The 15,267-nt window shown below is 68.4% G+C and carries 13 protein-coding genes; 4 read left to right on the top strand and 9 right to left on the bottom strand.

Annotated elements, in window-relative coordinates; all coding sequences use genetic code 11:
* The first annotated feature begins 49 nt into the window (after positions 1 to 49).
* Complete coding sequence (locus DLJ59_RS16945; protein ID WP_124773605.1) at positions 50 to 424, top strand: CU044_2847 family protein; 375 nt, start codon at positions 50 to 52, stop codon at positions 422 to 424.
* On the opposite strand, the gene DLJ59_RS16940 is transcribed toward DLJ59_RS16945, so the two are convergent.
* Positions 357 to 2,321, bottom strand: coding sequence for a peptide deformylase (locus DLJ59_RS16940; protein WP_124773604.1), 1,965 nt, complete (start codon positions 2,319 to 2,321; stop codon positions 357 to 359). The two genes, DLJ59_RS16945 and DLJ59_RS16940, sit on opposite strands and share 68 nt — an antisense overlap.
* On the opposite strand from DLJ59_RS16940, the gene DLJ59_RS16935 reads away from it, so the two are divergent.
* On the top strand, positions 2,304 to 3,119 hold the full coding sequence (locus tag DLJ59_RS16935) for an HAD family hydrolase (RefSeq protein ID WP_158630847.1): 816 nt from the start codon (positions 2,304 to 2,306) through the stop codon (positions 3,117 to 3,119). The two genes, DLJ59_RS16940 and DLJ59_RS16935, sit on opposite strands and share 18 nt — an antisense overlap.
* 121 nt (positions 3,120 to 3,240) lie before the next feature.
* On the opposite strand, the gene DLJ59_RS36635 is transcribed toward DLJ59_RS16935, so the two are convergent.
* From DLJ59_RS36635 to DLJ59_RS16920, 3 genes are read right to left on the bottom strand one after another with little or no spacing between them, the layout of a single operon-like run.
* A complete protein-coding gene (locus tag DLJ59_RS36635) occupies positions 3,241 to 4,260 on the bottom strand; it encodes a hypothetical protein (RefSeq protein WP_167493864.1) in 1,020 nt (339 codons plus the stop codon).
* Between the two features lie 3 nt (positions 4,261 to 4,263).
* Positions 4,264 to 5,274 (bottom strand): S1 family peptidase, encoded by a 1,011-nt coding sequence (locus DLJ59_RS16925; protein WP_124773601.1) that lies wholly within the window; start codon positions 5,272 to 5,274, stop codon positions 4,264 to 4,266.
* Positions 5,271 to 5,642: a CU044_2847 family protein gene (locus tag DLJ59_RS16920; protein ID WP_124773600.1), complete on the bottom strand. Its 372-nt coding sequence runs from the start codon at positions 5,640 to 5,642 to the stop codon at positions 5,271 to 5,273. Before DLJ59_RS16920 ends, DLJ59_RS16925 begins: the two co-directional genes overlap by 4 nt.
* A gap of 253 nt (positions 5,643 to 5,895) precedes the next feature.
* On the opposite strand from DLJ59_RS16920, the gene DLJ59_RS16915 reads away from it, so the two are divergent.
* Both DLJ59_RS16915 and DLJ59_RS16910 read left to right on the top strand, forming a co-directional pair.
* On the top strand, positions 5,896 to 8,334 hold the full coding sequence (locus DLJ59_RS16915; protein ID WP_124773599.1) for a hypothetical protein: 2,439 nt from the start codon (positions 5,896 to 5,898) through the stop codon (positions 8,332 to 8,334).
* A 198-nt stretch (positions 8,335 to 8,532) separates the two neighbouring features.
* Positions 8,533 to 9,438 carry a ferritin-like domain-containing protein gene (locus tag DLJ59_RS16910; protein WP_124773598.1) on the top strand — a complete coding sequence of 302 codons (906 nt, stop codon included), beginning with the start codon at positions 8,533 to 8,535 and terminating at the stop codon, positions 9,436 to 9,438.
* A 173-nt stretch (positions 9,439 to 9,611) separates the two neighbouring features.
* On the opposite strand, the gene DLJ59_RS16905 is transcribed toward DLJ59_RS16910, so the two are convergent.
* The 5 genes from DLJ59_RS16905 to DLJ59_RS16885 all read right to left on the bottom strand — a co-directional run bounded on the left by DLJ59_RS16905 (position 9,612) and on the right by DLJ59_RS16885 (position 15,216).
* Positions 9,612 to 11,738 (bottom strand): B12-binding domain-containing radical SAM protein, encoded by a 2,127-nt coding sequence (locus tag DLJ59_RS16905; RefSeq protein ID WP_124773597.1) that lies wholly within the window; start codon positions 11,736 to 11,738, stop codon positions 9,612 to 9,614.
* 10 nt (positions 11,739 to 11,748) lie between these two features.
* Positions 11,749 to 13,146 (bottom strand): TfuA-like protein, encoded by a 1,398-nt coding sequence (locus DLJ59_RS16900; RefSeq protein WP_124773596.1) that lies wholly within the window; start codon positions 13,144 to 13,146, stop codon positions 11,749 to 11,751.
* Positions 13,139 to 14,305 (bottom strand): YcaO-like family protein, encoded by a 1,167-nt coding sequence (locus tag DLJ59_RS16895; protein ID WP_124773595.1) that lies wholly within the window; start codon positions 14,303 to 14,305, stop codon positions 13,139 to 13,141. Before DLJ59_RS16895 ends, DLJ59_RS16900 begins: the two co-directional genes overlap by 8 nt.
* A 27-nt stretch (positions 14,306 to 14,332) precedes the next feature.
* Complete coding sequence (locus tag DLJ59_RS16890; protein WP_124773594.1) at positions 14,333 to 14,707, bottom strand: class IIb bacteriocin, lactobin A/cerein 7B family; 375 nt, start codon at positions 14,705 to 14,707, stop codon at positions 14,333 to 14,335.
* Between the two features lie 146 nt (positions 14,708 to 14,853).
* On the bottom strand, positions 14,854 to 15,216 hold the full coding sequence (locus DLJ59_RS16885) for a hypothetical protein (RefSeq protein WP_124773593.1): 363 nt from the start codon (positions 15,214 to 15,216) through the stop codon (positions 14,854 to 14,856).
* Positions 15,217 to 15,267 lie beyond the last annotated feature (51 nt).

The raw sequence follows: 15,267 nt of genomic DNA, 5'->3' as shown, positions 1-15,267 counted from the left end.
TTGCTCAAACGACAGACACCGCGCGTCACGGGAGACTCAGGGAGGGCGAATGAGCACTGTGCTGCTCAAGGTTCCGGTCACCGAGGGTAGCGATGAGTACATCGAGGTAGTGGTTGACCGCCGTGACATCGCAGGGATCGAGCTGGCCGCGGCGGGCGATGGACGCGGTCAGTGGTCGGCGACCACGTTGGCGGCGTCGCTGGAACGGGCGCTGCCCGCGTTACGTACCGTCATCGACCGCCTCCGGTCGGCGGCCACACCGGACGAGATCTCCGTCGAGCTCGGCCTGGCCATAGGCGGGGAGACCGGCCTCATCTTCACCAAGGGCACCACCGAGGCGACCTTCACGGTCAACATCATGTGGCGGCGGAGTGAGCCTCCGGCTGCTGCCAACTCAACCGCTCAGGCGGCACCGGCGGAGTGAACAAGCCACCCTCGCGGAGCTGACGGTAATGTGAGACATCGATAGGACCCTCGCCGTCGGGCATGCGGTCGGCATCGGTGTAGACCTTGCCGTTCAGGTGGTCGATCTCGTGGGCGACGCTGCGCGCGAGTCCCCCGGTGAGTACGACATCTCGCATGTCGCCCTCTGCCGTCCAATGGCGCACGCGAAGACCGTAAGGCCGCTGGACGATGCCCCGGACGTCGAAGAAGCTCAGGCACCCCTCATAGTCACGGACCTCCTCGTCGGTCCGCTCGACCACGCTCGGATTCACCAGCTCGATGTAGTCCCGCGAACCTGGCTCCTTGACGATCGCAATGGCGTACGCCATGCCGAGTTGAGGGGCGGCGATTCCCATGCTCACCTCAGGCTTGAACGAGTGATACCGGTTGACCCATCCGGCGACGCGACGCAGGTGCGCGAGCACCCGACCGGCGAGTAGCCGGTCGCTTGGCGACTCGAAGTTGATGGCCCTGGTCTTGGCCGGCAACTCCGACAACCTTCGCCCTCGGGCCGGCCTACGCAACTGCCTGATGCCGAACTGTCGAAGGACGCTGGGCGCGTCGTCGTAGGCACTGCTGTCGGGGATGCGCTTCCAGAAGAACCAGTCCAGACGGATGCGGCGCTCCTGGGCGAGGTCGTCCTCCTCTGCCGTACGGTCCCAGGAGTAGATCGTGCGGTCGTCCTCGACCCGCATCTCAACGTCCGGCAAGGGTTCAAGGTCCGTCTCCGACGGCAGCGACGTCACGCCCCAGCACTCCGGTTCCAACTCTGTCGGCAAGTGCGCCTCTACCGAGAGCCGATCGGTGTTCGGCTTGATGTTGCGCTTGTACCACTGGCCCCACTTCTCGTCACTGACGCGGTACGTGTACTCGACAACGACCTGTTGGCCCGGCGCCAGCAATTTCGAGCCGGGAAAACAGAGGTCGAAGTTGATTTCCTCGTGACGCACCTTTGTCGGCTTGGCATCCATGGGATGGGATTCGCCGTCGACGACGCACCAGGCCCTCAGGTCGATGTCACGGACGGGGTCTTCAACACTGAGTGGGTGCTGCGCGTGGTGGCGCAGGTTGCGCACGGCCTCGTCGTTGAGAAAGCGCTGCACCGATACTTTCATCTCGTACTTCGCACGAGGGGTGCCGCCGCCGTGGTGCAGCAGGCGCCGTTGGCGCAGGGTGTATTGCGTACCGTCGTAGTGAACCTCGCCGTGGTCATGGAGTAGCACCAGCCCGGGTCGCGCGGTGGCGACCGCGGCCAACGCCCGCTCCAACAACGCACCATCGAGCACCAGCACCTCGGCGGAGTCGTCGGTGGTGATCGCCTGGAGCATGCCGAACACCGCAGAGGTGGAGGGATCCCAGACCGGCCCGCCGCTGAACCCGTGCTGAACCCGGAAGACCCGGTGCACCACCTCATCGACTTGCAACCGGTGTTTGCCGACCGCGCCGAGCAACCGGCCCTGCACATGCCTGCCCAGGTCGCGCCCCTGACCCGGCCCCCACATCTGCACCGCCACGTTGTAGCGGTCCTTCAGATCCGCCCGGATGCGAAGCGGTTCCGCGCCACTGCCGGCAAGGGCTTCGCCAAGCCTGAGCACCGCGACGTCCGCAACGTCGAAGTCGTCACCGGTCGGCAGCCACGCCACCACCTCGGCGCTGCGTTCGATCCAACTGTTCGATGCCCCCAGCAGAGCGAAATGCAGCGAGACGCGGCTGTTCTTCGGGACTCTGTCCGGCTGTCGGACGGCACGGTCGAGCGCCACATTCACCACGTGGGCGCAGGTCAGCATCAGCCGCTCCCCGACAAGGAAGGCAAGCCCGACAGGCTCGGCTTTCGCCCGGCCGAGAACGAAGGCGATCGCTTGCTCGACCCGGTACATCAGCACAACCTCCGTCGGGAAAGCGGTTGGCCGATCGTATCGGCAGCATTCTGGCCCAGCCAGGATGGCGCGTTGATTCGTGGCCTGCCGAGGAGCACCATGACCGCCATGGATGAGTGGGCAGTTCTGTTCGACCTCGACGGCACCCTGGTCGACACCGCGCCAATCTGGCGGTCCGCTTTCGTAGCCCTGATCGACGCGCGACAGCCCGTTCCGGCCGGGGCAACAGACGGCCTGCTCGGTCTGACCGCACTGGAGGCCATCACGACGATCCACCGCCGGCTCGGCTGGTCCGGCCTGGACCCCGTCGAGGATGTGGCGGAAGTCGAGGCGGCGGTTCGGCAGCGTTACCGTGACGGTGCGACGAGTTGGCACACCGAGGGGCTACACCTGATCGCGGCTCTGCAAGCGGACAGCGCGCCCGTCGGGCTCGTCACATCGAGCAGCCGATACGTCCTCGACGCTCTGCTGATTCACTCCGCTGCGCCCCGGTTCGACGTCGTGGTTTGCGGCAACGACGTGAAGCGGACGAAGCCGGCACCCGATCCGTATCTGTTGGCGGCACGGCGGCTGGGCCTTCCGCCAGCACGCTGCGCAGTCGTAGAAGACTCACCTACCGGACTCGCCAGCGCAGTTGCTGCCGGGTGCCCGGTGGTGCTGATCGGTGGCCACGGGCAACCAGGGGCGGTCCCGGTGGCGAGCCTCGGTCGACTCACCGTGACCGCTCTGCGTCAGCTGGTATCTCCAGCGATTCACCAGGCATCCGGCGACGCCGCGCGGCAGCCGACAGAGTCCTGATTCCGGGGCCAGCCGCCAGGCACACGGGGCCACGGCGACGACGTGGGGGTCAGCCCGCTGCCCGCGCAGGCTGACCCCGACGCCCTCATCTTTCGTGGTCACCGCACTCGCGTCGTCCGCGTCACTCCGGGCCGAGCGGTGGTAGCGGAGGAATGCTGGTGGGCATGGTCGGCTGCCCCGAGGCGCCACCGTTGTGGCGGCGCAGGTATTCCCGAAGGGTATGGATCATGCTCTCGGTGGTCGAGCCCGAAACGCCCTCGATGTGGACCTGGTCGGTCGCGGAGATACCCATCACCAGCTCGATGGCTGGCCGCCCGGCGACCATGAGCCGTAGGGTCTGCCGGCCGGTCAGGTGCACGATGCCCCCGGTGGCGGTCGGGATCTCGGTCGCCGTCTGGTTCGACGGCACCGGATGGCCGGGCTGTCCCGGCTGGCCGGGGTAGCCGGGGTGGCCGGGCTGGCCGGGGGGCTGCGGCGCCTGGGTTCCCGGCGGGATGAAGATGTTCACCCGGTCACTGGCGGTCTCCAGCCCGTCCACGCTCTGCAGGTGGTATTCCTTCGTGGCATCGCTGACGGTCGCGCCGGACCGCATGTCGAGGATGGACTCGTAGGTCAGTAGCCGATAGTTCGACAGGTAGACGACCAGGATCTTGTAGAGCGAGGCGCGCAGCACGCCGTCAGCACCGCGGGCAATCTGGTACAGGCCATCCGGCGGCAGACCGTGGAAGACCAGAAGGTTCTCGCCCCACTTGAGGGTGACTTCGCCCGGGTGGCGGTTCAACCGCCGACGGCCGGCGTCCGCCGCGTAGTTCTCACCCTCCTGCAGCCAGGCGTCCATTTGGGTGTCGGTGGCGCGCGGGTAGGCCGCGGCGATCGCCGCGTTGTAGGCCGAGTACGAGGCGGCGAGCTTGATCCCACCGACGACGACGGCCGCACCACCGCCGAGGATGCCCAGGCAGCCGAGACACGCCAAACCTGCGAGGCCACTGTCGCTGGAGGCACCGACCAGCGACACGAGGCCGATGACAAGGAGCAGGCCGCCGCCGCCGAGCGCGATCAACGGCCCGAGGTACGAGGGCTTCTGCGGCACCCGGTTGAAGTACTTGTGTACCAGCTCTTCCCTACTGTGGTTCTGCGTCATGCCTCATCCCATGGATCGACGATAAAGTTTGCGCCAGGTCAGGCACTCCGTTGCCGGGACGTGGCTGACGATTTCGATCGCGTGGCTGGTCGACACACGGCTGGTGTCCAGGTCGTGATGGCTGGCGCGACCTGACACCGGCAGGCTGCGCAGGCTGTAGTAGTCCTCACGGACCAGCGCCAGGAGCGCCCGCGCGTGAACCGAGCCCGAATCGAGGCGGCAGGCTTCGCCCAGCAGCCGCTCGATGCCGTCGATGACCTCGCCGGAGTGATTCGCCGGGCGGACGCCTTGTAGCAGCACGAGTGCCCAGTAGTAGTACAGATCCGAGCTGCGGCGGTGCCTGCTGTGCAGATCGGGGAGCCGATCGAGAGCCGCCGTGTATCGCCGGGCGTTGAGAGACCGCAGCAGGGTGACGTAGTCGGGGTCTCCGGCGAGCGGATCGGCGAGCAGAGCGGCGAGCCACGGGGCGCTCGTGACGATGGTGTCGTTGGGAATGATCCAAGCGGATCGTTCCGAGAGCGACCTGTCCGCGCTGACGACCATGCCGACGACGAGCCCGGTGGCCGCGTCCGTAGCGGCACCGCCACTGAAGCCGGGCTCAACCCATGCCGTGTGACCATGGACGGCGTCGATCTGGAGCCACTCGCCGGTGCGGCTCGGGCCTGACACCCGCGCTTGGCTTCGACGCCCTTCCTGGCGGCGGTCCGGAAGCCCGAAGAGGTCGAGGATCGTTCCCACAGCGGGTCGGGTCGCCGGGCCCATCGGCGCGACCGCGCCCGCCGGATGACCGGCAATGTCGATCGTCGCGACGTCCGGAATCGGGTTGTCGACGCTGTCGAATGCGCGGGGGATGTCTACCGTGCGGGTGCCGGGCAGCGAGGCGACCTGGCAATGCCGCTGGCCGGGACCGATGAGGTGGGCGCAGGTGAGTGCGCGGGTCGGCGTGACAGCGAAGCCACATCCCGTGCTCGCGCCGGTCACCTCCAATCGCCACACCTCATCGGAGCCGGTCATGGCTTGCTGGTATCCGCGGAGTCATCGCGCCGCCAGAGCAGCTCGACCGAAATGTTGCCCTCTACGGCCGAGCGGGCGATCACAGCGCCGACCTCGGTCGTCAATTTCACCCCGAATCCGATCTTGATCTCGTCGGGACTCGACGCTCTACGCAGGTCGGCGAGTACGGCCTCGGCCGCATCGCGAATATGGCCCAGATTCGACTCGAAGAACTCGCGTGCTTCCCGGACGCCATTCACCCGTCTGCCGGCGGGAGTCGAGCCGCGACGTTCCTCCTCCACCTCGACAATGACTGAGGTGCCATCACGGACGACAAATCTGACCAGTTCGGTTTCCGGCATCGTCCCCCCAGATTCGATCTCGACCATACCAAGATGGATAGTCGGTTAAGACACCCGAACGTTCACCGTCAATCAACGCATGGCCGTCCGGCGGCAGCCGAGCCACCACATTAGACGGATCGAATCCGTGACGCGGTGTCGGGTTGACGACAAGCCTTTTCCCGAAGGACGTCCCATGGATCGATGAAAGGCGCTGCCCGACAACGATGCTGGTGTCAGACCAGCGGCGTGCCCCGACCCCCCGCCGCCTCCTTGATCATCCCTGGCATCATTCGCTCTCGTGTCAGCAGCGATCTCGTTCAGCGCCGAGCACGGCCTGTGGATGCTTCCCCGCGGCCAGCTCCGCATCGACTGCGCGACGTGGGTGAGGGCGCGGTTCAACGAGTTCGTCGAGCTCGAGCTGCTGCGCCACGGCAGCGGAAGCCGGAACGAGTGGATCGACGTCGTCGTGGCGCTCGTCCCGCGACCGGACAACGAGTACAACCCCAAGGCGATCTCGATCGCCCAGCCGATCACGTACGGCGGGTCGTACCGGGACCGGCACATGGCGTTCGTGTACGACGCCGACCACGGCCTCGTCGGAGGAGACCGCTTCCACGACCTGGCGGAGGCGGCGCAGGCGGCGGAGATCGGTTGCCATGCTCGGCTGAGGGCCGGTCAGGCGGACGGCGAGTTGCAGCTGTGGGTGTCCTCACCCGGAGAGGCGCTCGCGCTCATCGACGACTTCCTCAGCCGTCGCGAGGACCGGACGGACGGCGCTCTCGTCACGGCGGTGCCGGGAATGGACCACATTCCGCCGGCACGGGCCGAGCAGGCCGTGCTGCTCGAAGCCCAAGCCGAGAACCACGTACGCCAGTGGCGGCTGGACCCACCCGCCGACGTCTCCTCCACACCGCTGCGCGTCCAGCAACAGTCCGTGTTCGGCAACCACCTGGTCTACGTCGTCAACCAGGCCGGTGGTCGGATCGGACAGCTCAAGGACGAGGTGCTGTTCCTCGACGACGAGCGTCACCGGCGAGCAGCTCTGGACGCGCTCGAACGCGCAGGTATCCCGCAACACGATGCGGTTGTCGGCGACTGGTTTCCCGACGCGGTGCTGGTGCACCGTGGTGCGCGGTGGCTTCTCAAGCCGCGTGGTGCCGAGCCCTCGATGGGGTGGTACGACCCCGAGACCGAGGTCCTTCACGTCCATGCCGACGCGTACCGGGAACCCGCCGAGATCCTGCTGCGGCGGCACGGCATCGTCCCCGTCGCGACTCGCTGGGCCGCACCCGATCCGGAGCAGTTCCTCCGTCACCTCGGTGTCGCCGACCGGTACGCGGCCGAGTCCCGGCGGGCGTCGGAACTGGCCGAGCAACAGGTGTGGCGGATGTGGGCCCGTCACCGGGACGTGTTTCCCAACGGGCTGGCCGATCTGTCGCCCCTGCGGTGGACCGACGAGAAGGAGAACCGGATCTTCGCTGAGGACGGCACCTACTGGCTCCACCACGACAGTTACTACCTGCGTGACGTGGAGTCCCTGTTCGGTCCGCACGACCACGGCGAGTATCGGCACGGCCAGAAGCCCGTTCCCTGTCGCCTCTGCGGCAGAGACGCGCTGACCGCGACCCGGCGTGCGGAGCCGGGGGCCAAGTCGCTCGCGTACTGCTCCGGGTGCGCCCGTAAGGCCGTGAAGGGGTTCCTGGTCGACCGCGGCTGCGACGAGTCGTGGGAGCCACTGGCCGTCTGGTGCCTGCAGCAACTCGCCGCGGAACTGGGCGGCCCGCCCAGCCAGGCGCAGATCCCGCGGCTGGTGTCGACAGTGGAACCGGCCGCGGCGGACCGCGCCATGCTCATCCGTATGCACGTTCCCCGGGCCCGCGTCCGCCGCGCGGTTGCCGGCGCCGAGCAGCGCGCACCGCTCATCTGGGCCGACTGGCTGAAGCGGGCGGGGCTGCTCGGAGACGGTGTGCAGTTGGCTCGCGGCACCGTCACCGTCGCCTCGGACGGCCACCTGTGCCGGTCCCTCCTCGAACGGCACATCGACGACTTCCTGACCGCGAACGGCATCGCCCATGAGGTCGAGCCCTACTGGCCCTACGATCCCGACCTGAACACCACCGGCCTGCGGGCCGACTGGCTGCTCGACGACGGCACCTACGTCGAGGCCTGGGGCCTCCCGGACGAGCCGGCCTACGCGAGCAAGATGGAGCGGAAGGTCGAGCTCGCCGCTCGCACTGGCATCCGCCTCGTCGGCGTGACCTCGGCTGACCTCGGCAACCTGCACAACGTCTTCGCGTCGTGGATCATTGGCGAACCTCGGCCGGTGCCGAGCGTGGTATTCGGCAAGCCGGACGATCCACGGCTCCAGCGACCCAGGAAGCCTGGATCACCGGCACCACGCGCCACCAACCCCAGCGCGAACGCCGAAACACGTGCCGCGCGACTTGAGCGCTGCCGTCGGGCGGTCGCCCTCCAGGAGGCGGGAATGAACCGCGCGGCGATCGGTGCGGAGCTGGGAATGGGGCCGGATGCGGTGAAGGCCCTTCTGCGGGACGGAAAGTTCTACGCAGCCCCCGACTCCGATCCCGCACGTCGCCAACTGGCGGTCGACGCCCACGAGGCCCAGAGCAGAGGCATGACCAAGGACCAGTTCCGGCAGGCGCGGGCTCTCGCGCCACCGAAGGCGCACGAGTGCTGGAAGGACGCCGACGTTCTGTTCGAGCGCCACGCTGGTTGATGTCGTACAAAGGCGCGTCCGCGGGCGGAAGGGGCCTCCCACCGCACCCGCCGAACTGCCCCGGGTCAGGCATGCTCGACCATATTTCCGCAAACAATTCCTGAGGTTCGTTCTCACAGCTAACGTGAGAGTCATCCATTTCGGTCGGGTTGACTGAGACGGACAGCTAGGACCTGTATGCACCAAAACGGAGGCAGCATGGACAAGTGGTTCATCTCAGAGGCGGTGTCACGCAGTGCAGAATCCGAAACAGATCGGCGAAGGCTCACGGCCTTGGTTGATCCAGGGGTCTGCGCGGCCGATCCGGCAGGTGGCGGCTCGCCGAGCGACGCGGCCATCCTCAACTTCGCGCTCAATCTCGAATATCTCGAAGCCGAGTTCTATCTCCGCGCGACGACAGGATCCGGGCTTCCCGACGAGATGACTACCGGCACCGGGGTGCGCGGTGAGGTGTCCGGCGGAGGTTCAGTCAACTTCAGCAGCAACTTCGTGCAGAGGTTCGCGAAGGAAATCGCCGCCGACGAGATGCAGCACGTGGCCTTCCTGCGATCCGCGCTCGGCAACGCCGCTGTTGCTCGTCCCGCGATTTCGCTGGACACGAGCTTCACCGCGGCGGCGACTGCCGCTGGTCTAATCAAGCAGGGCGAAAGCTTTGACCCGTACGCGAACGACCTCAATTTCCTCTTTGCGGCGTTCCTGTTCGAAGACGTCGGAGTGTCGGCGTTCAAGGGCTCCGCGTCACTGCTGTCGAACAAAACGTACCTTGATGCGGCAGCTGGCCTTTTGGCCACCGAGGCGTACCACGCGGGGATTGTCCGATCCGCGCTCTACAGCGCCGGACTCACCGACGACACAGTATTTGACTCGGTACGAAAGATCTCTGACGCGCGCAACAGTCTTGATGGTCCAACGGATGACGACCAGGGGGTCGGCACGGCGACCGACCCGAATTTCATCCCCACCGATGAAAACGGCATGTGCTACGGCCGCACGGCCCAATCGGTTTTGAACATCGTGTACCTGAGCCCGAACCAGGTGAGTTCGGGTGGCTTCTACCCGGCCGGCGTGAACGGCGAGATCGCGGTGAGCGCCGCAACGGCCTGAGAGCCGCGCACACCCGGACCTGGCCCGGTTCCGCACCAACCGGGCACAGGGGCGCGTACCGTCAGGACCGAGCCGCTGGCGTCGGGATCGGGCCGGACCACGACGTACGACCTGCACTACCCGAACGACGACCGGTCGGGCGCCTGGACGGAATACCCCGCCGGGCGGCCGGCTCACCGCACCGGCTCGGCCGGGAGCCGATGCCGGCGAATCAACCGCTGCCCGATGAAGGTCCGCCAGACCCGGTCCGCGACGGTCGGTTCGACGATCCAGAGCCGACGCTGCGCCTCGGCGAGGGTGAGCGGCGCGTGGAAGAGATCCAGGAACAGTCGGCTGCTGCGGTTGAGTGCGAACACCTGCCCGTCGACCCGGCGGAACAGGTGCCGGTCCGCCGGCAGGTCGCCCGGGACGCCCTCCTGCTCGTCGGACCGGATCCGCCGGTACGCCTCCCAGACCTGCTCGTCGTCGCGGTCCACGAAGGCGCCGTTGGCGAGGAACTCGGTCTGGTCGTCGGTGTCGTGCCGAACCCGATCGTTGGCGAGGACGCCACGCACCGCCGTGCCGTACCGGTCGTGGTAGAAGAACGTGTGCGGGGTGTCGGTGCTGCCCAGCCACGGACGGTGGTAGTGCCCGGGGTTCAGGCCGGCCTTGGCCTGGGCGACCTCGGCCTGCGCCGCCTCGGTCACCGGCTCGTCGTACTTGAGCATCCGGACGATGTCCGACCCTTCCACCGGCCGCACGTTGGTGATGCCGAACCGATCGGGTTCCTTGGCGACGATGGCGCCCGGGGTGAGCATGAAGTCACCGAGCCCGCCGAGGGTCCACAGGTCCGGGTTGTCGCGCAGGAAGGTGACGCTGTCCAACGCCTCTTCGCGGGTCTCGGTGGGGAAACCGGTGAAGCCCATCATCTGCACACCGATGTTGGCCTTGGTCATCGCGGTCATGGTGCGGCGCACCTGTTCCGGCTTCGTACCCTTGTCGATCAGGTCGAGGATGCGCTGGTTACCGGACTCGAAGCCGACCGAGATGGCCACGCAGCCGCTGCGCCGCAGCAACTCGCAGCGCTCGTCCGACCAGTACTTCTCCAGCCGGATCTCGGCGCCCCAGCGGAAGTCCAGCCCTCGCTCGACGACCTGCTCGGCGAAGCGCAGGATGGTCGCGGGAGCGAGCACGTCGACCGAGAAGTAGATGAACTTGGCGAACTTCGACAGCTCGGTGACGTCCGCGATCATGGTGCTCACCGTGTCCTGCCGCCATGGGCTGGTGGGACCGTCGGTGTTCAGCCCGTAGTCGCAGAACGTGCACTTGTTCCAGTAGCAGCCCCGGGTCGGCGAGTAGTAGACGAACCGCTCCGGGCTGAGGTAGAGGTCCCAGGGCAGGCCGGAGAAGTCCGGCACCGGCACCTGCGCCAGGCGCTCGTACCGCAGGGGCAGTTGGCGCTGGCGGCCGTACTTGGGGTGCAGCCGGACGTTGGGGTGCCCGGCCGGGAGGGTGCCGGCAGCCACCGCGTCCAGGATCTCCGTGTACGCGCTCTCCCCCTCGCCGACGACGATCGCGTCGAAGTCGGCCAGCACCTGGAAGACGTACTCCGGTTTGCTGGCGCACTTCCAGACGTCGGAGATCTCCGTGCCACCCGCGATGAGGAAGACGTCCGGGCAGGCCCGCCGGACGAGTCGGGCGATCCAGAGCGCGAACGGCAACTGCCACTGGTACGTGGCGCTGATGCCGATCACCTGGTGCCCGCCGGCGGCCAGCCGTGGGATCAGCACGTCCTCGTAGTACGGCAGGAAGGGCCGGTTGAGCCGAGCGAGCAGCGTCTCGTCGGTCAGCGCGGCCACCGAGCCGATCGAGATCATCGGCGGTGGGTGGAGCCGGAAGCCGGCGTGGAACTGCCCGGGGAACCCGACCGTGCCGAGCGCGTCCATCCAGGAGATCACGCCCTCGACGGCGTCCTGGTAGTGCCGGTAGTCGTAGAACAGGGTCGGATCCTGCAGCACCCCGATCGACCGACGCAGCCGCTCCGGATCCGGGTCGGGCAGGCCGAGCTGGTTGGCCTGGGCCATCAGCGCGTCCGTGCCACTGAGGTCGTCGATCGAGAGCCGGGACAGCTCGCGGCGAAGCCAGTCGTACGCCGACGGGGTGTACGAGTGGTGGAACGCCTCGATGTTGGCGTCGATGATCTCCGCCGGCCGGTGCCCCTGTGCCCGGGCGTACGAATCGAGGTAGTTCAGGGAGTGGTATCCCGAGGTGGGATCGGTCAGCGGGGGGTAGATCAGTGCCGCCTTCACCGTGCCGCTCATCGACTCCTCCTCAACCGACCCGGGCCGCGGAACCGGCCAGGGTGTCCTCTTGGGCGCGCGTGCCCACCGCGGGCAGTCGCGGGGAACCGAACGCCTTGACGTACGCGACCAACGGTTCGGCGGCGTACCGGAACGCCGCGAGGTCGACGAAGCCCCGGTCCCACGCCGCCGCTTCCAGCTCGTCGGCGGCACAGCCCCACAGTCGGGCGAAGCACGCGTCGACGATCTCGGTGCGGAAGTGCAGTCGACCACCCGGGCGGCGGTTCCCCGTCGTACGCGGGACGAGCGTCTCGTTCAGCGACGCCGCGGTCGCCGCGACCTGCCGCGCCGCGGTGAGCAACGCGGGGGTACGCAGCGGCGCCGCGACCATCCACAGCGCCAGGCTGCGGTACGGCGTGGTGCCGAACGCCCGCACCAGCAGCCGCAGCACCGCCTCGCGGTCGTCGAGGCCCCGTTCCCGGTCGGTCAGCCAGTCCCATCCGCTCGGCGGCGCGCCGGTCAGCCCTCGCCGGCGGGCGACCTCGGCGGCGCGCTCCTCGACCATCGGGTCGGCGATGTCGACCTCGGCCAGCCCGGCCAGCACCGCCCGCCGGTGCCAGGTCGCCGACTCGGGATGCAGCAGCATCAGCACCGCGGCGGCCTCCCGGTCGCTGGCCCAGTGCCCGCCGACCGACTCGCCGGCGAACCGCGAGCGCCAGCTGTCGAGAAAGCGGGTGTGCAGGTTGTCGATCGGCTGGTCGCCGGCGTGCGCCGGGCACAGCTCGGGGGCGTTGTCCGCCGCCATCGACAGCAGCATCCGCGCGTCGGCGCCCTTGGTGTCGCAGGGGTTCTGCCGGTGCCAGGTCAGAAAGCGGTCCACCACGGTCGCCGCCTCGGGTGGCGCGCTGCGCTCCAGCGCCCGGTACGACCGCCGCCGGAAGGGCAGGTCCCGGCCGATGTTCAGCAGCAGCACCGCCTCGGCGTCGCTGAGCACACCGGCCGCGACGGCGCGGCGCAGCGCGACCCTGATGTTCACCAGGGGGACGCTCAAGGAACGGTGGCCTTCCTCGGCGGGCCCGTGCACGACGGCCACCTCGTCGTCGCCCGTGACGACCCCGTCGCGGTAGAGCTGGAACACTTCGCCCACGCCACGCATCCCGAACGGCCACAGCTCGGCGGCGCGCAGCGCGCCCATGCTGGCGGCGCCGGCAACTGTCACGCCGCTGTCGAGCAGGTCGAGGATCTCCCGGTGGCGGACCGGCGGGTGTTGCAGGAAGAACCCGTCGATGACGAGGACCCGGTCGCCGGGGGCGACGTCCAGGCGGAGCAGGTCGCCGTGCGCGACGGGCGGCAGCACCACCGCGTCGGGCAGCAGCCGACCGACCTCGTCGGCCGGCAGGCTCGGACCGATGAAGACGACGTCAGTCACGGGGCACTCCCGGTCGGGTACTCAGGGCACGCTCGTCGAACATCCGCAGGCCGGGGGCGAACACCTTGCTCACCGGTATGCCGATGTCGTCGTGGGTCAGGTCGACGCTGAACGGCTCGACGCCGGTGACCCGCTGCACCCGCGACGCCAGCTCGCGCAGCACCTGGGTCACGTCCCCCGCCGGTGGCGAATCCCGGCGGACCGGCCGGAGGGGCCGATCGACGGTGGGCGGCGGCACCGGCGGTCCGCCGACGTCCTGGTACGCGGTGGCGTCGATGTCATCCCGGGCACCGGAGACCATGACGAGCCTCGATTGCGCTGCCTCCGCCATGGCTCGACCGACGGCGATCTCCGGGTCCAGGTGGCAGCCGAAGCCGCCGAAGGTGACCGGCAGGTCCTCCGACCAGATCGAGGCGGCGTAGCAGGGGACGTCGACCGCGTTGGTGATGTCGCAGACCTCCACCCAGCAACCGGCCCGCACCAGCGCGTCGTGCACCGTGCGGGTCATCGCGTTGGTGGCGGTGGCCGGGTCGGCGTAGGTGCGCTCGGCCAACGGTGAGGTGCAGTACGGGGCGATGCAGTCGCGTTCGACGACCTCCAGCAGAGCGTGCAGGCTCGCCTCGGCGAAGGTGTTCCCGGTGGCCAGACCGTTGCTGCTGGGAGTGAACAGGGCGCGGTCCCAGCCACGCCGGATGGTGAAGTCGAGTTCGATGGTGGCGCGGGGCACCAGGCAACGCGTGCCGGTCACCAGCCCCCGGCCGGCCACCCAGTCGAGCTCGACGGCAGAGGTCAGGGGTGACCGTTCCGCCAGGTGCAGCCACCGGATGTCGTACGGCAGGTCGAGCGCCTCCGCCGGGGACCGGACGACGGTCCCCGGTCGGAGGTTCTCGGCATGCCAGGACTCGATGCTCTCCATGACCGCGCTGACCCGGGCCTGCGTCGCCGTGGCGCCGGTACCGACGCTCACCGCCATGGTGGCTCCCACCGGCCGGTAGGCGACGTGCACCGGTAGGCCGATCTCGTCGAGCCGGGTGATGTCGGCGACCCGGGTGATCCGGAACCGGTCGAGCAGGCGCCCGACCCGCTCCCAGGTCTGCTCCACGGTGGCCGTCCGGTAGGTGCCGGATCGGAACGCGATGGTCTCGGTCGTGTCAGTCATCGAGGCTCCCGGCGGGGGGTGGGGAACTCAGAGGATGAGGACGGCGATGATGTTGACGTTGTTGTCGGCGATGGGGGCCACGCCGCCGGCGACCGTCTCCAGCTCGGCCTCGGTCAGCTCGTTGAGGTCGACCAGCGGCACCTCGGGCACGTGCAGCACGTGCAGGCCGGGCGTGCCGGCCCAGTCGGCGACGATCTGGTCCTTGGTGTAGAGCGTGGCGGGCTGGGCGCGGTCGACCTCGACCCGGGCGCCGGGGGCGACCGGCAGGCCGGCCGCCGTCGCGTAGCCGGTGGGGTCGGCGAGCAGGCGCTGCAGTTCCTCGTCGCTGCGCCACACTGCGGTGACCAGTTCCGAGTACTTGGTCACGAACCTCGCGCCATATTCCTGGTCGTCGTTGCTCATCGTTCGGTCCTTTCCTCGGGTGGCTGTAAGACGGGGTGTGAGCGCCGTGGCGAGAACGCTACGAAGATCGAGCTTCGACAATCAACGATTTCCGCTGACTGCCATCAGAATCTGCCGCGCAGGCCATTGGGCGGCAGAGTTCGGTGTCAGGTGCAGCAGCACGGGCAGCAGCAGGCGCAGCTGGGGTCCAGGCCGGCGACGACGCTGTCCAGTTCGTCTTCGGCCAGCTCCACCTGAGCCACCGGCAGCAGCGACGGCACGAAGAGCACGAAGGTCCCGGTGCCGCCCGCCTGCTGCCAGGACTCGACCTGCACCTCCAGATCCGGATCGGCGTCGGTGATGTCCCGGACCACCCGGACCTGCACATCCTCGGACAGTTGGAGCCCGTAGCCGGCGAGGAAACCCCGCGGGTCCCGGTCGAGCGCCTGCTCCTTGGCCGGGTCGGCCCAGACGTCGGCGACCAGCCGGCTGTACGCGGCCACGAAGACCGCTCGATCAACAGGTGTCACACCCTGCTCCCTTCGATTGTCGACCGCCGGTGGCGGCGACAGGCAGCGCGG

The organism is Micromonospora inaquosa, assembly GCF_003857055.1.
GTDB lineage: Bacteria > Actinomycetota > Actinomycetes > Mycobacteriales > Micromonosporaceae > Micromonospora > Micromonospora inaquosa.
This window is presented reverse-complemented; position numbering and strand designations above follow the sequence as displayed.